Below are 20,931 nucleotides of genomic sequence, written 5' to 3' on the forward strand. Positions count from 1 at the left end.
ACGTTACAAGTTATAATATTTTTTTAAAGGGGCGTCCGATGCCGATGACATATCGTGACGCCGTCTAATACGTTCTCGCAAGGGACGGCGTATTCCTCAACCACGGACGGGGGCATGACACGTTCGTTATGCCCTGGGGAACCAAAATTCGTATTCCGCGCCATCGAGGCGACCTATCGCCCGGCGTAGAAAACGATATCAAGAAAAGGGCAGACGGCATTAGAAGATGAACGCACCAAGACGCGGGGAGAGCGAATCGATATGCAGAAGGGAGCAGCAGTGGACAGATATCTTTACGAGGCGATATTGACCCCATATGACGATATGTATGAAGTCTACTTCCCAGAACTCAATCTCTACACCCAAGGAACCAGCCTTGCCGACGCTGCCTATATGGCACAAGACCTTCTTACCATGGACATTGCCGAGCGACTTGAAGCCGGAGAGGACGTCCCCCATATTGGATCCTTTGGAGCTGCGGGAGCCATATCCGCCGGCAGCATCGCGATGGGCATCATGGCTCTTGTTGAAGCGGGATGTGAACGAACTGAGACCATGACCGTTGCGGAAGCCGCCGACATCCTCAACGTTAGCCGCGCTAGAATCTACGCGCTCGTGAAGGAGGGGGCCATCCGCTCGGAGAAGGCGGGAAGCTCCCGCCTACTCAACGCTCAAGACGTTATGGACCGTTTTAACAGCCCGCGCAATCCCGGTAGACCGCCCAAGCATAGCGACGGGGCAAAGTCGGCGTTGTCGTCGACTACGATGGGGGCGGCAACGCCCGCGACCGCAGCGAAAAGCGAGCGGGCGCTTTAAACCAGCCCCTATGTGCAAGACAAACGCCAGACATGGGGAGTCTGGACGGACACATCTGAACGAAGCGCCGCTGCCGCAGAAGACCTTGCCACAGCGGCGCCTGAACAATACATCCTGCGCATACGCTACAATATGCCGCAACGCTTCAGCCGAATCCTCGCCGCGCAGTCCCCCGTCACGCAATCCAACGCGTCGCGTGGCTAGCGGCCCCCAGGACAGGAGCACCCATGCACGACACCGCCTCCAACCCGCCCTCGTCCTCGTCCACGACTTCCGCGACTTGCGCGCCCGCGCCCTCAACCCGGACGCGCCCGTCATGGCAGCGATCGCCTTACGAGGACCTGAGCGCGCAACAGGTCGCCGACCAACATGTCGCATGGATCAAGAAGCGCCGCCTCGTCTTTATCCCAACCGAGATTGCCGTCTTCGCGGCGGCGCTCGCCGTCATCGCGCTCAAACCCCCTGCCGCGGGGATCATCTATCTGGCGCTACTGGCTTCCGCCGTCGCAATATCCTTCCTTCATCGAACGCAGGCGATCAATCGATTTGGCTCCCTGCACCAGATCTGCAGCCTCGAATGCGACCCCGCCAAGTACCGCGCCGTCATGGAGGCGCTTGTCGCCAGCGATGTGCACGACCGTTCCCACAGCATCCTTGCAACCGAGCAGGCGCGCGGCCTCTACTACCAAGGCGAGTCCATGCGTGCGCTGCAGCTGCTCTCGCAGGTCAGGTTTAAATCTCCCAAGAACCCCTACTGGCTCGCCGTCCTCTCAATCGAGACCATGTGCCGCCATGACGTGGGCGATTCCGCCGGAGAATCCCTCGCGCTGTCGCGCTGTCGCGCTTGGATGAGCTTGGGCGCAAAGCGTCGGCGGGCAGCCCCCTTGCCAAGGAGCTCGACAAGCTGCGCGCCCGCTATCAAGTCATACTTAAGGACCCCGCGGCATGGACGTCGCAGGACGCCGCGTTCATCCGCGATGGAGTCGACCGCGCGCAGAGCCCGTTGGAATACGCCAGCTGGCTTTTGGACGAATGCACCTGGGAGCGACTTCACGGTGACCGCACCCGCGCCCTGCAGATTATCGCGTCTTTGGACGAGCTGAAGCTGACGCCGCTCCATAAGAGGCGCCGCGACGCCCTGGCAGCCGCGCTGCGCCCTGAAACGAATACGGAGCATCAGCTCGATCTATAACCGAACGGATACCTGGGCGCGGCCTGTGCGCCCTTCCCGCGCGCTGTCACCGCGCGGCCACCCGCCCCGTACGCACATCCTCCCTGCGCGCGCGGGTGTACACTTGCCTCATTATCCGCAGGCGAATCGCGCGAGCCGCACCCGCCTGCGGCTACAGGGTTTCAGAGCACAAGCAGGTGAGGTTATGTCAGCAACCAATAATTCCATCGCGTTCACCAACGCCACCCTTCTAGACGGGACCGCTTCCATGGAGCCTCGTCCCAACATGACGGTCACCGTCAACCGCGGCGTTATCACGGGCATCGCCCCGGATGCCATCGCCCGCATCGAGGACGGCGCGCGCGTCATCGACCTTGCCGGAGCCTACCTGCTACCCGGCCTCATCAACATGCACGTGCACCTGTGCGGATCGGGCAAGCCGGTCTCCGCAGGCGATGCGGGCAACCTTATGAAGAAGCTCGACAACCCCGTGGGCCGCGCAATAGTCCGCCGCATCCTCAAAAGCAGCGCCCAGCAGCAGCTGGCCAGCGGTGTCACCACCGTGCGCGGCGCCGGCGACCCGCTGCTGTGCGACCTGGACGTGCGCGACGCCATCAACGCCGGCAAATATCCCGGCCCGCGTCTGGTCTCACCCGGCACCGGCGTCACCGTGCCCGGAGGACACGGCGCAGGGCTCTTCGCGCAGGTGGCCAACACTCCGCAGGAGGCCGCTTCCATGGTGCAGTCGCTCGCCCAGCGCGGCGTAGACGTGATCAAGCTCTTTGTCACCGGAGGCGTCTTCGACGCGACGGAACCCGGCGAGCCCGGCGTGGTGCGCATGTCGCCAGAGGTCGCCCAAGCGTCCTGCGAGGCCGCCCACAAGCTCGGCATACCCGTCATGGCGCACGTGGAGAGCACCGAAGGCGTGCGTATCGCTCTTGCAGCCGGCGTCGATACCATCGAACACGGCGCGCCCATGGACGATGAGATTCGCGATCTCTATCTTTCTCGCAGCGGAGCGCAACTTGCCGGACGCCCCGCATCGGTCACCTGCACCATCTCGCCCGCCCTGCCGTTCACGCTGCTCGATCCGGAAAAGACCCACTCCACCGAAGTGCAGAAGATCAACGGCGACATTGTGTGCTCGGGCATTATCGAGAGCGCGAAGCAGGCCCTTGCCGCCGGCATTCCCGTGGGCTTGGGCACGGACTCGAGCTGCCCCTACGTCACCCAGTACGACATGTGGCGCGAGGTCGCCTACTTTGCCAAGTACGCTGACGTCTCCAACGCGTTCGCCCTGCACACCGCCACGCAGGTCAATGCCCAATTGCTGGGACTGGGCGACATCTGCGGCACCATCGAGGTTGGCAAGGAGGCGGACATCATCACGGTGAAGAGCAACCCGCTTGACGACCTCTCGGCCCTACGCGAGGTGACCCATGTGATGGCGCGCGGCGTATTGGCGGACAAGTTGCGCGTCAAGCACCTGCCCAAGCTGGATGCCGAGCTGGATTGGATTATGGAACAACCGGCCAACCTCATCGCCCGCTAACGCGAGCACGGCTTTCATGCCACCCGGCGATAGCCGGCAATCGATACGCTTCATCGTCCAAACCACCCTAAGGGTCACGGAGCCCCAGGGTGGTTTCTTTGTGTGCGCTGGCCCTTGCTTGTGGACGATGAAGGAACGAGGCGACCCCTGTACCTGCCGCGGCCACATCTTGGATAGACTGCGCGCTGACTTTTGGAAGATCCAGCGTATAAAAACCGTGCATCGCCCGTGTTTCGCTATGCCGTGCCCATCCGCGGGGGCGAGCCATGGAACCAGCGAAGTCATGGAGGAGCGAGCGATGAGTACATACCAAGATGTTGAGCGCGATATTCGTCAGATGGCGAATTACTGGCTGTTGAGGAAGTTCCAGTTTTTAGACTGGACCAATGACGTCTTCTTCTCTTACATAGACCCGCACAACGAGCTCGATGAACTGGACGATGATAAACAGGTGATCATGAGCATGTGCTTTACCGAGTGGCTATTGTTCGAATGCCCGCTACGAGACGGCCTTACCCCGCTATCGCTCTATTTGAACGAGCGCCCCATGCGCGTATCGCAGCAGGCTTTGGACCGCCTGCTCCAGGTGCGCGACACGCAGTTCTTCTCGCGCTTTGCCATTCTTAAAAAGAACGCCGCCACGGGCGTCAGCGCACTCAAAGACGTGCGGACGGGCCGCTGCTACGACGTATACGACCAGCACCTATGCGAGGTAAAGCATTGGAAGAACGGCACCATAGCCGAGCGCATAGGATGCATTGACGGCGCATGGCAGATGGTAGGCCAGGTGCGCATGTACGACCGCGCCGCGCCGAATGCCGCCTCTGCCGACGGCCCGGGTGAGTTTCATCCCGAGGATCACGAGACGCGACCGGAGCTGGAGGCAGCAAGCTACTTTATCCGCCTGGCTCGCGACCTGCTCTCTCCCGACGGCCGCTATCAAGACACGCTGAAAGTGCGCACGGCGTAGAGGTTGCATAGGACCATGAAGCGGGCTTTTTTCGCTATTCGGAACCGATTGCCTCCTCGGAGCAATCACGTTCTACGACTTCCCAATCCATCCGGCAGCATTAGAAGCGCCGCCGCTTTGACGCCGCGGTAAAAAAACCGGGCGAACCGACGCATATGCGAAACGGTCCGCCCGGCGATTCCAGGCATCTGGTTGAAACGAGGTTACTCCTCGACGGCCTCAAACTGGTCGGGACCAACGCCGCAAACGGGGCAGATGTAGTCCTCGGGGAGCTCGGGGGTGTCGACCTCGACCTCGAAACCGCAGACAACGCAAACAAACTTGTAGGTCTTCTCGTCGCTCATGGCGAACCTTCCTTTCACAGGCGAATGAACAATAGTAGAAGTATATCCATCCCGCGCGGGTGCATGCGCGAAATTGAAATCTTCTCAAGCAGGCGGTCGCACCGGAATCCCCTCGCGGCGCCCTCTTTTGCTACCATTCTTATACCATTCGATGGGATGGCTTGCAAGTAACAATACAGAATCCTAATAAGGATTTCCTCGTGCCTTGCGCATGCGCGCCGCGCGCCTTGAGATGACGCGACCGCGCAGCGCGGGGCGACGCGGCACGGCGCCTCCATAGCGGGGCTATGCCTGGTAAGACGAGGCCTTAGGAGGCGTCTTGCCCTTGAGGGTGGAGTGATAGTAGGAATACGTCAAAGGCTCCTCGTCCGAAACGCGCTCCGCCTCGACCACATCGCCGATGAACAGATAATGGGTGCCCACGTCCACGGTCTCGACGAGGTCGCAGGAGAACACGGCGCAGATATGCTGGGGACTATAGGGGCAGCCGTTGCCCGTGCGCTCCTCGCCGTACTTCTCAAACTTATCGAACGTATTGGAGCTGCGGAAACCGAAGTTGCCGATATAGGGCATGTCCGCGGTCTTATCGATCGCGGTGACGGCGAACTTGCCGGCCTTAGCGATAACGTCTGCAGTGACGTTGTCCTTGTGCACGGCGACCATCATACGCGGCGGCTCAGCGGTGACCTGCGTTGCGGTGTTGATGATGCAGCCCGCCTTGAGGCCGTCCGCCTCGGACGAGACCACGTACAAGCCGTAGCTCATGGTGAAGAAAGCAGTTAGATCCATGGCGTCCCCTCTTAACGTAGAGATGTCGCCGCGCCGCGCGGGCGTGTTGCCAGGCGAAACAGGACGCCCGCGCGTCGCGGCATTTGCATCAAAGATTCTACCCACGCGCATGTGCTCCAAAGCGCAGCGCTGTGCAAATTAGACTGTTCGGCGCGGCCTAGCGGCTACGGGTTTTGAGCGCGCGGTCGATCTCGCGCTGCATATCGCGCTTGGCCATATCGTCGCGCTTGTCGTAGAGCTTCTTTCCGCGACCCAGGCCAAGCAGCAGCTTGACGCGGCCGTTGTCATCAAAATAGAGCTCCAGCGGCACCAAGGCGTAGCCCTTGTTGCGAAGCTTGCCGTCCAAGTAATCGATCTGTTTGCGATGGAGCAGCAGCTTGCGGCGGCGATCCGGATCGCGATTGAAAATGGAGCCGTGCGAATACGGATGGATGTGAACGCCGATCAGCCAGCACTCGCCGTTGCGGATAAGGGCGAAGGTATCGGTTATCTGGCAGGCTCGCTCGCGCAAGCTGCGAACCTCGGTGCCCGCGAGCACCACGCCGCACTCAAACGTCTCGTCGATAAAGTACTCGTGATGCGCGGAGCGATTCTTGGCGATGGTCTTGCGTTCTTTGCGGATGGGCATGGCTACTCCCCCGCCTCGTCGGAACGCGGATCGGCGGCACCGGCCTCGCCGGCAGCGCGCTCGGCCTTGAGCTCGGCATCCGACTCATGGATGAGCTTGATAAGCGCCTTGCAAGCCTCCTCGCCCACCAGGTGGTGCGCGCGCACGGTGAGATCGGTCGCCATGGCGGTATCGCCCTCTGCAGCGGCGTCAGAAGCGCACATGAGCAGGCAGACCGCGATCTCGGCATTGGGCGTGGTGGGCACGCCCTCAAGTACCAGCTCGCCCATAACATGGTCGTCCGTCTCTTCCGCGACCTCCGGATGCTCGTTCATAAGGCGGCTCATCAAGCGGACCACGCGCTGCTCCGTGGGCGCCAGGCGCTGGGCGATGCGCGCGCAGCCAGATGCGGCGGAGGCGCGGTCCTCGTCCAAAAAGAACTGGCCCAGGTTGGCGTAGGCGCGTGCCGCGGAACGGTTGTCGGATGCGCGCTCGATCACGGAATTGCTCAGCGCAGCCCACTCCTGCACGTCGCCCAGCACGCGGAAGAGCTCCGCCAGGTCCAAACGGTAGTTGCAGTTCATGGGATTCCAACGCACTGCCTGCATAAGAGCGTCGCGAGCGGATTCCCACTGCTGCTGGCGAATGTAAGCGAAGCCAAGGGCGCCATAGAGGCGGTCGACCGGCGCCTCCATCTGCACCAGCTCGCGCGGGTCGCGCTCGATGCGGCGATACGCCAAGCGCTCAAAGGGGTCGGCGAAGCTGAACCACTGCATCTTGAAGGTATCGGAGCATTCGGCCTCGACGTATTCCTCAAGCATTTGGACGAGTTTCTCCAGCAGCGGCACGGCCGTCGCCAGATCGCCGGTCACAAGGAAGTTCTCGGCGTATTCGATATCATGGGCATCGATAGGTAGATCCATGGTTCCTCCTGTAAAAACAATCAGCCACCAGTGTAGCGCAAGCCGTGCTGCTAGGGACGAGCGGGCTGCCGGAGCGTCTCCGTGCTCGAGGGCGTGACCGCGTGGACGAGCTTGAAGTCGAGGTGCCCGCGCATGACGTTGACGCTTGAGACCTCGATCACCATGCGACGGCCCAGCTCGATGACATCGCCCGTGGACGAGCCGGTAAGCGTGAGCGCGTCCTCGTCCAGCTCCCACCAATCGCCGTTGACTCCAAGGTTGCTCATGCGCACCAGGCCCTCGGCGCCGGTATCATCCAGGCGGACAAAGACGCCCATGCGGTCTATCCAAGACACGGTGCCGCAGAAACGCTGGCCTATGCGCTCACCGTAATACTGCGCCACCTTGACCTTTTGCGTGGCGTGGGCGGCGGCGTCTGCCAAGCGCTCTCGGTCGCTGGCGTGGCGACAGAGCTGCGGGGCAATCTGGTCGAGCGCCTGCCGTCCGGTGCCCACCAGGGCGGCCGTGCGTTCGCGCGCGGCCTTTTTACCCAGATGCTCGCGGGCGAGCGAAAGCTTGAGCGCACGATGGATCAGCAGGTCCGGATAGCGGCGAATGGGGCTGGTGAAATGGCAGTAGGCCGGTGCGCCCAAGGCAAAGTGACCCTGGTTGTGCGGCTTGTAGACGGCGCGCTGCATCGCGCGGAGCAACAGGGCATTGGTGAGCGCCTCGAAAGGCGTGCCATGCGCTGCCTCGACGCCCTGCTCGATGGCGTGCGGGTCGCCTAACTCGATCTCAGATGCCTGCTGCGGCGTGATCGCCCCCAGATCTGCCAGCACGCGCGCGGCGGCCACCAGGTTGTCCGGAGACGGCGGCTCGTGCACGCGAAAGGCCGCGGGCGCGCCCTCGTCCGCCAAACGCTCCGCCACGCATTCGTTGGCAAGCAACATGGCTTCCTCGATGAGCGAGGTCGCGTCGGTGCGGGTGCGGTTCACCAGCTCGACCGGATAGCCTTCATTGTCCAAGATCGCATGGACCTCGACCGTCTCGAAGTCGATGGCGCCGCGCTCGTGGCGAATCTTTTGGCGCGCATGGGCAAGGTCGTTCGCATCGCGCAGAAAAGCCGCGAGGTCGACGCCAACTTCCTCCGCCTGGGCAAGGCAGGCGCGAGCGCGCTGGAACGAAGGCTTATCGCCCAATGCGAGCGGATCTTGCAGCAGCGCGTCCGCAGCGGCGTAGTCCATGCGCACGCGCGAGCGGATTACGGACGGAAACATGGTGTAGGACCGCACGCGACCGGCGGGCGAAAGAGCCATATCGACCGTAAAGGCCAAACGATCCTGGTGTGGAACAAGCGAGCACAGGTTGTTGGAAAGACGCTCGGGCAGCATAGGGAGCACGCGGTCGGCAAGGTAGACGGACGTGGAGCGAGTGCGCGCCTCAAGGTCGATCGAGCTTTCCCACGTCACGTAATGCGAGACGTCGGCGATATGGACGCCCAGGTTCCAGCCACCATCCGGCGTGCGCGCAACGGAGATGGCGTCGTCGAAATCGCGCGCGTCAACGGGGTCGATGGTGATAAGGAAGCGATCGCGGATGTCGCGACGCAGCGGGTCCGCAAGAGCGGCCTCGACATCCAGGTCTAGCGCCCGGGCTTCTTCAAGCGCACGAGGGTTGTAGCCGTCACTCAAATCATAGCGGGCCATGATGCACTGGATGCCCAGGTCCGGCGCGTCCGCATCGCCGATGCGGCGCTCGATGGTCGCCACGCCGGATTCATAGCGCGACGGATAGGTCTCGATACGGGCAGACACGATGTCGCCAGGCTTGACCTTGTGGTGCTTGGGGCTATTGTCCGTAGGGAGGATAAAGAAATCCTGCCTAATGCGCGCGTCCAGCGGATGGACCACGCCCAGCGGCCCGTTTTGAACAAAGGTACCTATCACGGAGGTGGCGGCATGCTCGATGACGCTCTCGATAATAGCGCGGCGCTCACCGTGGGGTCCGCGGCATAGGCTGGCATGAACGCGGTCGCCGTTCATAGCCTCGCGAAGCCCGCGGCTGGTGAGCTTGAACTCGCCCTCCGCGCATTCAACATAGCCAGATCGCTCCGTAATATGAACCGTGCCGATAAGGCCGGCTTGGCGTTGGGTGCGCGCCGGACCCTTGCGGCCGCCGCGCCCCTTCTTTTTGCGTCCCACCGACGCACCCCCTTTCGCGCCCGCCGCAGCGTGCGGGTGGCGCGTCGATATATCAAAAGCGGCTCCTCGTGCGAATCATCGTCCAAAGAAACGAGGGCACCGCGAACAGGTGTTGTTATACCCAAACAAAACCCGGGCGGGACTTGGACATGGCGATGCGCATATGTTGCACTCACCTTGCCGAAGTCCCGCCCGGGATATACGTGCAAGCTGTCATGGCCGTACGGCCAACTCGAAGGACCTTTTGGACGAGTATAGCGCGGCGCTAGACCTTGAGGTAGCGGCGCATAGCGATAGCCGAGCCAAAAAGACCGATAACAATACCAACCAGGATAAGCGAACCGTAGGTTGCCAGGTACATCGCCATGGTGACGTTGAACGGCATGAACTTGAGGTTCTCCTGGATGAGAGGCATGAGGAAGTTGCGGACCAGCTCAAGGCAACCGATGGCCAGAAGCGATCCCAGCAACGCCTGCAGCACGCCCTCGGCAACAAACGGCCCGCGGATGAAGCCGTTGGAGGCACCCACCAGGCGCATGATCGCGATCTCTCGACGGCGCGCGGTGATTGACAGGCGGATGGTGTTGTTGATGAAGATGAACGCTACGAAGGTGAGCAGAGCCACCAGCACCACAGCCGCCAGGCGGATGTAATCGGTGAACTGGAACAGGCGCGCGACCTCCTCCTGGCCGTAGAGGACCGACTCGTCCACGTTGCCGCCATCAACGATCTGCTGGAAGTCCGAGTCCTGCTTGATCTTGTTGGCCATCTCCTCGACCTGGCTGGGCTCGTTCATCTCGATGGTGTACGAGCGGGGCAGCGGGTTCTCGCCGTCCAGGGCGGAGATGGTTGCGTCGGCGTCGCTGGAGCTGCTCTGGAAGTCCTCCAGGGCATCGTCCTTGGTCTTGAACTCGACGTTCTTGACGTTGTCCCAGCCCTCGATCTTCTCCATGAAGGCCTCGACGTCCTCGTCCGACGCATCGTCCGAGATGAAGGCGGAGATCTTAACGGTGTCCTGAACGCTGCCGATCATGGAGTTGATCATGGCGGAGCCGATGATGAACAAGCCGATAATGAACAGCGACAAGAAGATGGTGATGACCGCGCCCAACGACGTGGTCCAGTTGCGGGTGAAGTGGCTGCCTGCCTCGCGCAGGGAGTAGCCCAGATTAGAAGGAGCCATAGTTGCCGTAGCCTCCCCTCTCCTGGTCGCGGATCACGCGGCCGCCCTCGAGGGCGATAACGCGACGGTGCATGGAATCGACCATCTCGCGGTCATGCGTGGCCACGATCACGGTCGTGCCGGTACGGTTGATGCGCTCGAGCAGCTTCATGATGCCCAGCGAGATCGCCGGGTCGAGGTTGCCCGTGGGCTCGTCGCAGATGAGCAGCGGCGGGCGGTTGACCATGGCGCGAGCGACGGAGACGCGCTGCTGCTCGCCGCCGGAAAGCTGGTCGGGCAGGGAATCCATCTGATCCGCCAAACCCACCAGGCGCAGCACCTCGGGTACCTGGGCGCGGATAACGCCGCGGGGCTTGCCGATGCACTGCAGGGCGAACGCCACGTTCTCGTACGCGGTCTTGTTGGGCAGGAGCTTGTAGTCCTGGAAGACGGCGCCGATCTGGCGGCGAAGGTACGGAATGCGGCGGTTCTTGATGCGCATGAGGTCCTGACCGGCGACCAGCACGCGGCCGGAAGTAGGCTTGACGTTGCGCAGCAGGGTGTTGAGCAGCGTGGTCTTGCCAGAGCCGGAGTGACCGACCAGGAAGACGAACTCTCCGGGATAGATCTCGATGTTGACATCGTCCAACGCGGGCTTATTGGGCTGCGCGGGATAGATCTTGGTGAGGTGCTCGGTCAGGATGACGGGCTCGACGCCCGCCTGACGCGCCATCTTCTTGCGCTCTTGGGCACGGTCCAGGTCCGCCGGGGCGAACACCGAGGTAAAGTCCGGATTCTGGAGCGCTGCGTCCAAGTCGCGAATCTGACGGGCCTCGTCCGCGTCCGTGGAGGGGCCGGCGGCGCCCGCAGACGTCATGAAGACGTCCGGAGCAGTCACGGCAGCTGCGGGGGCCGCGGGGGCCGCTGCGGGAGCGGACGGATCGGGAATGCCTGCCAGCGATGGCGTAGACGGTCCAACGGGATCGACCGAAGGGTCGGGCACGTTGACGCGCGGCTGCGCGGGCGCGGCGGGCGAAGGGATGTTGAGCATGGGGTTTGCCGCGGACTGAGCGGCGGAAGCATCGCCTGCCGAAGCTGCGTGCTGTGCGAGCGGATCGCTCTGGAAATCCGGCACGGAATCCTTGCTCTCAACGCCGTTTGCCTGGGGCATAGGCGCCTGAGACGCGGACTGCTCGTCTCCGGATGTACGGAAGTGGTTACCCACTAGAGCTCCTTCGTGTCGTGCGTTTGAACTACATATGCGTTTGCTATTTTAGCAAGACCTGCGCAGATGCACAGAACAAGCACGATAAGGCGCGTTATCGACATGCCGAAATAGAGCCTCGTCCGTGTCGCCCCGCCTCGCCCGCGTCACCCGCTTCGTCCGCCTCGTCCGCTTCGTCCTGCTTTTTTCAGCCTCCAGTTGGAGTTGGCTGTACTGAAATCGAGCTTCAGTTGGAGTTGGCTTGCTAAAATCGCGGTCCAGTTGGAGTTGGATGCTATTTTTACGGTCAAGTTGGACTTGGCACTGCTGAAATCGACCTTCAGTTGGACTTGTCGCGGATTCATGGATACGATGGTTTAGAGAATCTGCAGGTAGATGAGCCGCATCCCTTATCGCTGATTGACATCAACTCCAACTGGAGGTGATTTTTAGCAATTCAGGCAACATGAAGGCTCTTTTTAGCAGAGTGCAACTCCAACTGAAGGCCAAAAATAGCAAGAGGGGGTCCGCGCGTACGCAGAACCCCTCTTGGAAGCAGTTCTAGTTGTCTAGTTCTAGTTGACTAGTTCTAGTTGTCAAGTTCTAGTTGTCTAGCTCTAGTTGACTAGTTGGACGAGAAGCCGTGCAGGCACCCGCCCGTCTTCGCCCCCTACTTGCCCAGAACCTCGTGCACGCGGGCGACGATGCCGGCGGCGTCCAAGCCGTAATGGGCCAAAAGCTCGGCAGCGTTGCCGGACTGGCCGAAGCCGGTCATGCCCAGACGGCTCACGCGGCAGGGATGCTTTTCTGCCAGCAGCTCCGCGACCGCGGAACCCATGCCGCCGTAGACGCTGTGCTCCTCAACGGTGAGGACCACGCCGGTCTTGGCAGCGCTGGCGAGAATGGTCTCCTCGTCCAGGGGCTTGATGCTCATGATGTCGACGACCTCTGCGGAGATGCCCTCCTCAGCGAGGAGCTCGGCAGCCTTCAGGGCGTGAGCGAGCTCGACGCCGCATGCCATGATGGAGATGTCGGAGCCCTCGCGGACCACGTTGGCGAACGCCTCGGTGTCCACGGAGAAGTCCTCGCCGTAGACCTCGGGCAGGGGTTCACGGCCCATGCGCACGTAGAAGGGGCCGGGAGTCTTTGCGGCGAGCTTGATCGCGGCGCGGGCGGCGTTGTAGTCAGCCGGAACCAGCACGCGCATATGGGGCAGAACGCGCATGAGGGCGATGTCCTCGAGCGCCTGGTGGGTCTCGCCGTCCGGGCCGACGGTGATGCCGGCATGGGTGGGGCACACCTTGACGTTGAGGTTAGAGATGCACACCGTGTTGCGGATCTGCTCCCAGCAGCGGCCGGAGCCAAAGACTGCAAAGGAACCGGTGAAGACCGTGCGGCCGGTAAGCGCCAGGCCGGAGGCGACGCCGATCATGTTCTGCTCGGCGATGCCCACGTCGACAAAGCGGTCCGGGTGGGCTGCAGCAAGCTTGGCGGTGGTGGTGGAGCCGGCGAGGTCGGCGTCGACGGCCATGACGTCGATGCCCTCGTCCACAAGCTCGAGAAGGGTGGGGCCGAAAGCGGCACGCGTTGCTTTTGCCATGGGGTCTTTACGCCTCCTTCGCAGCGAGCTGCTCGCGCGCCGCATCGATCTCTGCCAGGGCGACGGCGGCCTGCTCCGCGCTGGGAGCGTTGCCGTGCCAGCCCACCTGGTCCTCCATGAAGGAGACGCCCTTGCCCTTGACGGTCTTGCAGACGATGGCGGTAGGGGCGCCGGTGTGCTCAACGGCCTGAGTCAGGGCCTCTCGGATAGCCGGGATGCTATGGCCGTCGCAGGTGAGGACGTTCCAGCCAAAAGCGCGGAACTTCTCGGCGGCGGACTCGATGCTGCAGACATCGGTCACGTGGCCGTCGATCTGCAGGTTGTTGTTATCAAGCATGAGGACAAGGTTATCCAGCTTGTTGTGGGCGGCGAACATGACCGCCTCCCAGTTCTGGCCCTCCTGCAGCTCGCCGTCGCCGGTGAGGACGAAGACGCGCTGGGGGTCGGTGCCCGCGGCGACTGCATCGAGCTTCAAACCCAGCGCCATGCCGGCGGCGATCGAGGTGCCCTGACCCAGCGAGCCGGTGCCCACCTCTACGCCGGGGCACAGGTTGCTATCGGGATGGCCCTGCAAGCGGCTGCCCATGTGACGCAGGGTGACAATCTCATCATGCGGCAAGAATCCCTGCTGGACCAGCAGGGCATACAGCGCGGGAGCGGCATGTCCCTTTGAGAGGACGAAACGGTCGCGGTCTGCGGACGAGGAATCCTGGGGGTCCCATGCGAGGACGCCGGAGAAGAACAGGGTCGCCATGACGTCGGTCGCGGACAGCGAGCCGCCAGGATGACCGGAGCCCGCGGCTTCGAGCATCGCGATGATGTCGTGGCGCATAGAATTGGCGATGAGCGCTATCTCATCATCCGTGCGCGCGCACGCGCTCCTGAGCGTTTCAGTTGACATGCCTTTCCCTTCATGTGCGGGGTGGTCTGATAAACGGTTCTCACTATAGCAGCCATGTGGGGGAACACGGCGGGCGAACACAATCAATCAACACGGATGTACGGAACATTTTTGCCGCAAGCACGCAAAGGCCGGCAAACGGTCGCAATCCAGGATGCGGTTCCCGTTGAGGAGCGGAGCCCCGTGCCGCCGCGCTCCTCTGCGCGCAGGCCTCCCCTACCCCTGCTGCTTGACTACCGAACCGGAGATCTCCATAGACTCGTTGCTTGGATTGCCAAACAAAAACGCCGGCTTGGTGTAGTCGCCCGAGAAATCGAACAAGATGCTGCCGTCCAAGCCCAGCACACCTTCGATGTGCGCGGCACCGTCGCCGCCGGAGCTCTGACCGTCACCTGAGAACGCGTACACAAAGCCGTCCGCTTGACGGAACGAGCCGCTGCCCTCGCCCGCCGCCTCGCTGGTCATCTGGCAAGCGATGACACCGGATATGGTCTGGGGGTTAAAGCCGCTGCTCGTAGCTTTGTACTCAATGGAGAACGCGCCGGTCGACGCATCGAAGTCGACGATCCTAAAGGAAGCCATGCGCCCGGCGTCGCCGTCTTGAGCGGAGTAATACCCCGCCAGAGCGTCGGCGTTGTAGGAGAACTCTTCCGTCGCCTCGCCGGTGCTCCTCGTCCACGCCTGCCCATCGAATGTATAGGTATACGGGGTCGAGGTCCTGCGCGAGCCAAACCACATGTCGAGCGAGCTCACGCCGGTGTAGGAGCACGTCTGCGATGCCTCGTCAAACGTGGGCGAGAAGCCCTCCGGAAAATCTGGGTCATTGGTTACGCCGGCGATGGCACGCGTGGTGGCCGAGCTTTGGCTCAGCGTGCCCAACCACTCGCCGTCCGGGCTGGTGGCGGTCTCGGCGTCTTGCATGCTGGGATAGCGGTCCACCTGCGACGCGTGGACAAAGATCAGGTGCACCAGGCACTCGCTCTTGAAGAACTCGTTGGTAAGCACTGCTTCCGCATCGACCAGGACCGATCCGTCATCTTCCGTCACCGCCTGGGTGATGCGAACGTCGGAGAGCTGGTAGGTGCTCTCACCCACGTAATCGGTCGAAGCAAAGCCGCGCATAAACGCGTCGTCCTGCTCCAGGACGGCAGCGACCGCGGACTCGTCGACCTCCGCCAGCATCGATGCGATGTATGCCGGACCTCCCAGGGCGAAGAAGCCGCCAACGCCCGCGCCGCCCACCAGCAGAATCACTATGAGGACGATGGCCCAGCGAGGCATGCGGCGCTTCTTGGGTTTCTCGTCCAGAGAATCCGCCTCCACCGCATCCGCGGACACCGGGCGATGCAGGGCCTGGGTCCAGCCGTCGCGCCCGCCCTGCTGCAGGGTCGCCGTAGCGGTGGGCAGCACCTGGGTGAGCGAGTTCACCGCCTGGTTGTATTCGGCCAGGTCCCTGCGGGCGATGGCGACCAGCTCGCACGCCGCAGCATAGGTAGAGGTCGCGGTCTTGGCGAGCTCGCGCGCCGTGGTTTGGTTGCGCAAGGGCGACTGGTCGGGCGCGACCACTTGGCCCGATGCGGGCACCTCGCTAGAAGCGGGCACCTCGCCGGGCACGGGCACCGGGTCGGATATCTCCGGAACGCGGGATATACGGTTGGAAACCGTCTGGGGCGACGGGGGCGCGAAGTGCGCCGCCTGGCGCATGGCCTCGCGCGTGGCCAGGTCATCGGGCAGGATCTGGGTAGACGTGCCAAAATGCGCGCCGAACGTGCGGTCCAGCGCGCTGCTTGCCAAAGATGGCTCGACGGAATCTATCGCATCGCGATCGCTGTTGTGCGGGTCGCTCATAGTGGCTCCAAATCAATCAAGGGTACGGGGACATTTTAAAGCAGATTGATGAAGACGCTGTTGGGCGGTTGCGCTGTGTATGTAAACGATGGTGACAGCAAGGTTGCCGTGTTGGCGGTGCGCCCTCTGCGGTCTTAGGATCAGGACATTAGGATCCGGGTATTAAAGAGAACCATTTTTTCTGATTATTCCGGTCTGCTGTAATACCAATTTCAACATTTGTATTATCTTGTGCCAGTTTTTTCATAAATAGTGGTCCCCTGTAATACCGATTTTGGAATAGGTATTACAGGAGACCACTTTAGACGGTTATTTTGGTCCGTCGTAATACATGTATTGCAACGGAACATTCCAATTGTTGGGGCAACCCCAGTCGCCAGGGATGTTTCGATTGGGAAGGGCTCCAGCGCGCCTACTCCCTCGCCTTTTTGAAGCCGTAGCCAATCGCTTCGTTGACATCCGTAATCACCAGGATGGCATTGGGATCATGCTGGTAGACGATGGTCTTGATGATAGAGATCTCGCGCTTGCTGAATACAAAGAACAGCACCGGGCGGTCCTTGCCGGTCCAGGAACCCTGGGCCATCAGGCGCGTGCAACCGCGGTCCATCTCATGCAAGATGTCGTACTCGATATCGGAGAAACAGTCCGAGATGATGAACGCGGCACGCTGGCGGTTACCGCCGTCGACCACCATGTCGACGACGTAGCCCATGACCACCATGGCGAGCGCCGCATAGAGGGCGTTGGCCACGGAGAACACCGGGGCGGACGCCGCGCAGACCGCCACGTCGATTGCCATGACCGTGCCGCCTACCGGCAGGGAGCTTTTACGGGAGATGATCTGGCCGATGGTGTCCGAGCCGCCCGTGTTCGCGCCGCATCGAAAGACCAAGCCGTAGCCCAAGCCGGAGATGATTCCACCCCACAGCGCGGAGAGCGTGAGGTCCGCTGCATCGAGCGGAAGCACAAAGGGCGCGAACAAATCCGTGAAGAAGCCGAAGAACACAAATCCCGTCACGGTCTGCAACGCATAGCGCAAACCACCGGCACGCACCACCACAAGGAGCAGCAGCGCGTTCATAACGATGGTCTGCATACCGACCGGAAGGTTGATCCCGGAACGACGGCCCAGCTCGGCGATGATGGTCGCAAGACCGGTCAGGCCGCCGGCAGCCAGGCCGTTGGGAATGAGAAAGATGTCCGTCGCCAACGCGGCGATAGCGCAGCCCGCCATAACCAGGGGGACGTCGCGCATAAACTGGGACTGAATGATCGCCTGGATATTGATCCTCTTAGCCATACGCTCCTACTCGTCCAGGTCGTCTTCGCTCAGCGAAAGGGGCTCGGCGTTGCCGGTGGCCCAACGGTGGTAGCCAACAATAAAGGGGTCGAGGTCTCCGTCATCGAGCACGGCCTCGACGTTACCCGTCTCCACGCCGCTGCGCAGGTCCTTAACCATTTGGTACGGATACAGCACGTAGCTACGGATCTGGTTGCCAAAGCCAATGGTGTGCTTGGGACCGCGGATCTGGTCGAGGGCCTCCTCGCGCTTCTCGAGCTCGAGCTCATATAGGCGCGCCTTGAGAATCTGCATGCACGCGGCCTTGTTCTGGATCTGGCTGCGCTCGTTTTGGCAGGTGACGACGATGCCGGTGGGCAGATGGGTAACGCGGACGGCGGAGTCGGTGGTGTTGACGCCCTGGCCGCCCGGGCCGGATGCATGGTAGACGTCCACGCGGATATCGTCCGGGGCGACCTCGATCTCGATATCGTCCGGCAGAACCGGAATGACCTCCACGCCCGCGAAGGTGGTCTGGCGTCGCTTCTTATCGTCCGTGGGCGAGATACGCACCAGGCGGTGCACGCCGGCCTCGGCGCGCAGCATGCCGAAGGCATCGCGCCCCTCGACCGTAAAGGTCGCGCGGTCGATGCCGATAACCTCCGCAGCGGGGCAATCGTTGATGGTGACCTTCCAACCGCGGCGAGCACAGTACTTCATGTACATCTTGAACAGCATGAAGGTCCAGTCCTGGGCCTCCAGGCCGCCCTGGCCGGGCTTGATGGTGACGATTGCGCTGCCGTGATCGAACTCGCCCGTAAACCAACTTGAGAGCTCCATCTGGTCGATAGAGGCCTCGAGCTCCGCGGCGGTCGAGGATGCCTCGGCCACAAGCTCGGCAGCCTCATCGCCCTCGAACTCGTCGGCGAGCTCAAGAGCGGCGGAGGCGTCCGCCAGGCGCTCGCGCGCGGTCTCAACCAGCTTCACGTCTTCCCTGCAGCGGGCGAGCTCCTCCATAACGGAGCGGGCTGCGTCGGCGTTATCCCAAAAGCCGGGCTCGGTGCTCCTGCTCTCAAGCTCGGCCACACGCAGGCGCTTCTCGTCCACATGCAGGTACTGCTCAACTTGGGAGAGGCGCTCGGCAAGCGCCGTCAGGTCGGCCTGCGACACGACGGCGCCCTCGTTCGCCGATGCCATTAGCGGTCCTTGCCGTGGCAGTTCTTGAACTTCTTGCCGCTACCGCAAGGGCAGGGGTCGTTACGTCCCACGCCCGCATACGGATCGGACTCGTCCTTGCGATAGGTGCGGACGCCGGCGCTGGCAGCTGCCTGCGGGGCGTGACCGGCGCTGTTGGCGGCCTGCTCGGCTGCCTGGCGGCGCAAGGTGGAGGAACCGGAGTCGCCATCAACCTGGTCCGGACCGGAATAGGTGGCGCCGCGCAGGGCCTGGGACTCCATGGGGGCCGGGGCCTGCTTGAGCTCGACGCGCAGAACGGTGCGCAGGTAGTCCTCGTACATGGTGTCGACCAGGATTCGGAAGGCGGCGAAGGCCTCGGTCTTGTACTCGACCAACGGGTCGCGCTGGCCGAAACCGCGCAGGCCGATACCCTGCTTGAGGTAGTCCATCTCCTGCAGGTAGTTCATCCAGCGGGTGTCGATAACGCGGAGCATGACCTGGGTGTTGAGGTTGCGCATAAGCTCATCGCCCAGGCGCTCGGCCTTCTCGTTATAGACCTTCTGCACGTACTCCAGGACGGAGGCGCACAGCTGCTCGTAGTCCTGCTCCTCGAACTCGGGAGCGGAAACGTTGCCGGTGAGCTCGACCAGCCACTTGTGCAGGCCCTCCATATCGCGCTCGCCCTTGCGGGAGTCGACCGGGCAGAACTCGGCCACGCAGCGGCGGACGGTGTCGTTGATAACCTCGTCCACGTGCTCGGAAAGGTCCTTGCCGTCCAAGATCTTGTTGCGCTCGGCGTAGATGACCTGGCGCTGCTTGTTCATAACGTCATCATACTCAAGAACGCTCTTGCGCATGGCGAAGTTGATGCTTTCGACCTTGTGCTGGGCGCCCTCGACGGCCTTGGAGATGATCTTGTGCTGGATGGGCATATCGTCGTCCATCTCGGCAGAGACCATCATGTTGGAGACCCTCTCCATGCGGTCGCCGCCGAACAGGCGCATGAGGTCGTCCTCGAGCGACAGGTAGAACTGCGTCTCGCCGGGGTCGCCCTGACGGCCGGCGCGGCCACGCAGCTGGTTGTCGATACGGCGGCTCTCGTGGCGCTCCGTGCCGATGACGGTGAGTCCGCCGGCGGCCAGAACCTTCTTGCGCTCCTCGGCGCAGGTCTCCTTGGCCTTGGCCAGGGCCTCGGCGCGCATCTCGGGTGTGGCCTCCTCGAGGTCGATGCCCTGGGAGGTGATCATCTCGTCCGCCAGCTCCTCGGCGTTGCCGCCCAGCAAGATGTCCGTACCGCGGCCGGCCATGTTGGTAGCGATGGTGACGGCGCCCTCGCGGCCCGCCTGGGCGACGATGTGGGCCTCGCGCTCGTGGAACTTGGCATTGAGGATCTGGTGCTTGACGCCGCGCTTGTTGAGCAGGCGGGACAGGCGCTCGGAGCTCTCGATGGAGACGGTGCCCACCAGAACCGGCTGGCCCTTGGCATGGCGCGCCTCGACCTCGTCGGCGACGGCGTTGAACTTGGCGTCGATGGTGCGGTAGACCAGGTCCTCGTTGTCCTTGCGCGCCACGGGGCGGTTGGGCGGGATGACCTGGACGGGCAGCTTGTAGATCTCGCGGAACTCGGCGTCCTCGGTAAGCGCGGTACCGGTCATGCCGGAGAGCTTCTCGTACAGACGGAAGTAGTTCTGCAGGGTGATGGTGGCCAGCGTCTGGTTCTCCTCGCGGACCAGCACGCCTTCCTTGGCCTCGATGGCCTGGTGCAGGCCCTCGGAGTAGCGACGGCCCTCCATGATGCGGCCGGTGAACTCATCGACGATCTTGACCTCGCCGTTGGTGACAACGTACTGTTTGTCGCGATGGAACATGTACTGGGCCTTAAGGGCCTGCTGCAGGTGGTTGACCAGCTGGCCGGAAAGGTCGGCGTAGATGTCATCGATACCCAGGCGCTGCTCGATCTTCTTCAGGCCGCGCTCGGTGGCGGCGATGGTGTGCTTGGCCTCGTCCATCACGTAGTCGCCCGTGGGCTCCTTGGGCTCGGGATCGGAGAGCATGTCGTAGACGACTTCCTCGCCGCGCTCCAGGCCGCGGACGGCGCGGGCAAAGTCCTTATAGGTGCTTGCGGACTTGGTGCCGGCACCGGAGATGATCAGCGGGGTGCGGGCCTCGTCGATCAGGATGGAGTCGACCTCGTCGACGATGGCGAAGTGATGCCCGCGCTGCACGCGGCGGGACGCATAGGTGACCATGTTGTCGCGCAGGTAGTCNNNNCTCGGAGTTGGTGCCGTAGGTGACGTCGGCCTGGTAGGCCGGGCCCTTGAGCTCCAGCGGCATGCCGTTCTGCAGAAGGCCCACGCTCATACCCATATAGCGGTACAGGCGACCCATCCACTCGGAGTCGCGCTT

At 62.5% G+C, this 20,931-nt stretch carries 17 protein-coding genes and 1 pseudogene; 4 read left to right on the forward strand and 14 right to left on the reverse strand.

All coding sequences use genetic code 11. The features are described from left to right. Nucleotides 1–279: 279 nt before the first annotated feature. Nucleotides 280–816, forward strand: coding sequence for a helix-turn-helix domain-containing protein (locus B3H65_RS08930; protein WP_286684969.1), 537 nt, complete (start codon nt 280–282; stop codon nt 814–816). A 488-nt stretch (nt 817–1,304) separates the two neighbouring features. Here the strand turns inward: B3H65_RS08930 and B3H65_RS08935 are convergent, their stop codons facing one another. Beyond that, on the reverse strand, nt 1,305–1,505 hold the full coding sequence (locus tag B3H65_RS08935) for a hypothetical protein (RefSeq protein ID WP_286684970.1): 201 nt from the start codon (nt 1,503–1,505) through the stop codon (nt 1,305–1,307). Between the two features lie 155 nt (nt 1,506–1,660). Here B3H65_RS08935 and B3H65_RS08940 point away from each other — a divergent pair, with 155 nt between their 5' ends. The 3 genes from B3H65_RS08940 (at nt 1,661) to B3H65_RS08950 (ending at nt 4,509) form a co-directional block, all read left to right on the forward strand. Beyond that, nucleotides 1,661–2,008 (forward strand): hypothetical protein, encoded by a 348-nt coding sequence (locus tag B3H65_RS08940; RefSeq protein ID WP_286684971.1) that lies wholly within the window; start codon nt 1,661–1,663, stop codon nt 2,006–2,008. Nucleotides 2,009–2,192: 184 nt separating this feature from the next. Continuing rightward, entirely contained in the window at nt 2,193–3,539 is a 1,347-nt protein-coding gene (locus tag B3H65_RS08945) for an amidohydrolase family protein (protein WP_286684972.1), read from the forward strand. 298 nt (nt 3,540–3,837) lie between these two features. Beyond that, on the forward strand, nt 3,838–4,509 hold the full coding sequence (locus B3H65_RS08950; protein ID WP_278561531.1) for a hypothetical protein: 672 nt from the start codon (nt 3,838–3,840) through the stop codon (nt 4,507–4,509). Nucleotides 4,510–4,712: 203 nt separating this feature from the next. Here the strand turns inward: B3H65_RS08950 and B3H65_RS08955 are convergent, their stop codons facing one another. The 13 genes and pseudogenes from B3H65_RS08955 to secA form a co-directional block, all read right to left on the reverse strand. After that, complete coding sequence (locus B3H65_RS08955; protein ID WP_117680350.1) at nt 4,713–4,853, reverse strand: rubredoxin-like domain-containing protein; 141 nt, start codon at nt 4,851–4,853, stop codon at nt 4,713–4,715. A gap of 285 nt (nt 4,854–5,138) precedes the next feature. Next, complete coding sequence (locus tag B3H65_RS08960) at nt 5,139–5,642, reverse strand: flavin reductase family protein (RefSeq protein ID WP_270479701.1); 504 nt, start codon at nt 5,640–5,642, stop codon at nt 5,139–5,141. A 157-nt stretch (nt 5,643–5,799) separates the two neighbouring features. Then, nucleotides 5,800–6,270, reverse strand: coding sequence for an SsrA-binding protein SmpB (gene smpB / locus B3H65_RS08965; RefSeq protein ID WP_286684973.1), 471 nt, complete (start codon nt 6,268–6,270; stop codon nt 5,800–5,802). A gap of 2 nt (nt 6,271–6,272) precedes the next feature. Continuing rightward, nucleotides 6,273–7,172 carry a hypothetical protein gene (locus tag B3H65_RS08970; RefSeq protein WP_286684974.1) on the reverse strand — a complete coding sequence of 300 codons (900 nt, stop codon included), beginning with the start codon at nt 7,170–7,172 and terminating at the stop codon, nt 6,273–6,275. A 50-nt stretch (nt 7,173–7,222) separates the two neighbouring features. Beyond that, nucleotides 7,223–9,352: a ribonuclease R family protein gene (locus tag B3H65_RS08975; protein WP_286684975.1), complete on the reverse strand. Its 2,130-nt coding sequence runs from the start codon at nt 9,350–9,352 to the stop codon at nt 7,223–7,225. 265 nt (nt 9,353–9,617) lie between these two features. Then, a complete protein-coding gene (gene ftsX / locus B3H65_RS08980; protein WP_009141515.1) occupies nt 9,618–10,535 on the reverse strand; it encodes a permease-like cell division protein FtsX in 918 nt (305 codons plus the stop codon). Next, nucleotides 10,522–11,739 carry a cell division ATP-binding protein FtsE gene (gene ftsE, locus B3H65_RS08985; RefSeq protein ID WP_270479709.1) on the reverse strand — a complete coding sequence of 406 codons (1,218 nt, stop codon included), beginning with the start codon at nt 11,737–11,739 and terminating at the stop codon, nt 10,522–10,524. The genes ftsX and ftsE overlap by 14 nt, the downstream gene beginning before the upstream one ends. A 649-nt stretch (nt 11,740–12,388) precedes the next feature. After that, nucleotides 12,389–13,318 (reverse strand): transketolase family protein, encoded by a 930-nt coding sequence (locus tag B3H65_RS08990; protein WP_009141512.1) that lies wholly within the window; start codon nt 13,316–13,318, stop codon nt 12,389–12,391. Between the two features lie 7 nt (nt 13,319–13,325). Beyond that, the gene (locus B3H65_RS08995) at nt 13,326–14,219 is read right to left on the reverse strand and encodes a transketolase (RefSeq protein ID WP_286684976.1); all 894 of its coding nucleotides are present in this window, start codon (nt 14,217–14,219) and stop codon (nt 13,326–13,328) included. Between the two features lie 216 nt (nt 14,220–14,435). Further along, complete coding sequence (locus B3H65_RS09000; protein ID WP_286684977.1) at nt 14,436–16,067, reverse strand: hypothetical protein; 1,632 nt, start codon at nt 16,065–16,067, stop codon at nt 14,436–14,438. A 412-nt stretch (nt 16,068–16,479) separates the two neighbouring features. Next, a complete protein-coding gene (locus B3H65_RS09005; protein WP_286684978.1) occupies nt 16,480–17,370 on the reverse strand; it encodes a YitT family protein in 891 nt (296 codons plus the stop codon). A 6-nt stretch (nt 17,371–17,376) separates the two neighbouring features. Next, nucleotides 17,377–18,546: a peptide chain release factor 2 gene (gene prfB / locus B3H65_RS09010; protein ID WP_286684979.1), complete on the reverse strand. Its 1,170-nt coding sequence runs from the start codon at nt 18,544–18,546 to the stop codon at nt 17,377–17,379. Continuing rightward, nucleotides 18,546–20,931: pseudogene (gene secA, locus B3H65_RS09015) on the reverse strand (preprotein translocase subunit SecA); the annotation flags it as partial. The gene prfB and the pseudogene secA, both read right to left, overlap by 1 nt.

This window comes from Collinsella sp. UBA1693, from assembly GCF_002320115.1.
In the GTDB taxonomy this organism is placed as follows: domain Bacteria; phylum Actinomycetota; class Coriobacteriia; order Coriobacteriales; family Coriobacteriaceae; genus Collinsella; species Collinsella tanakaei.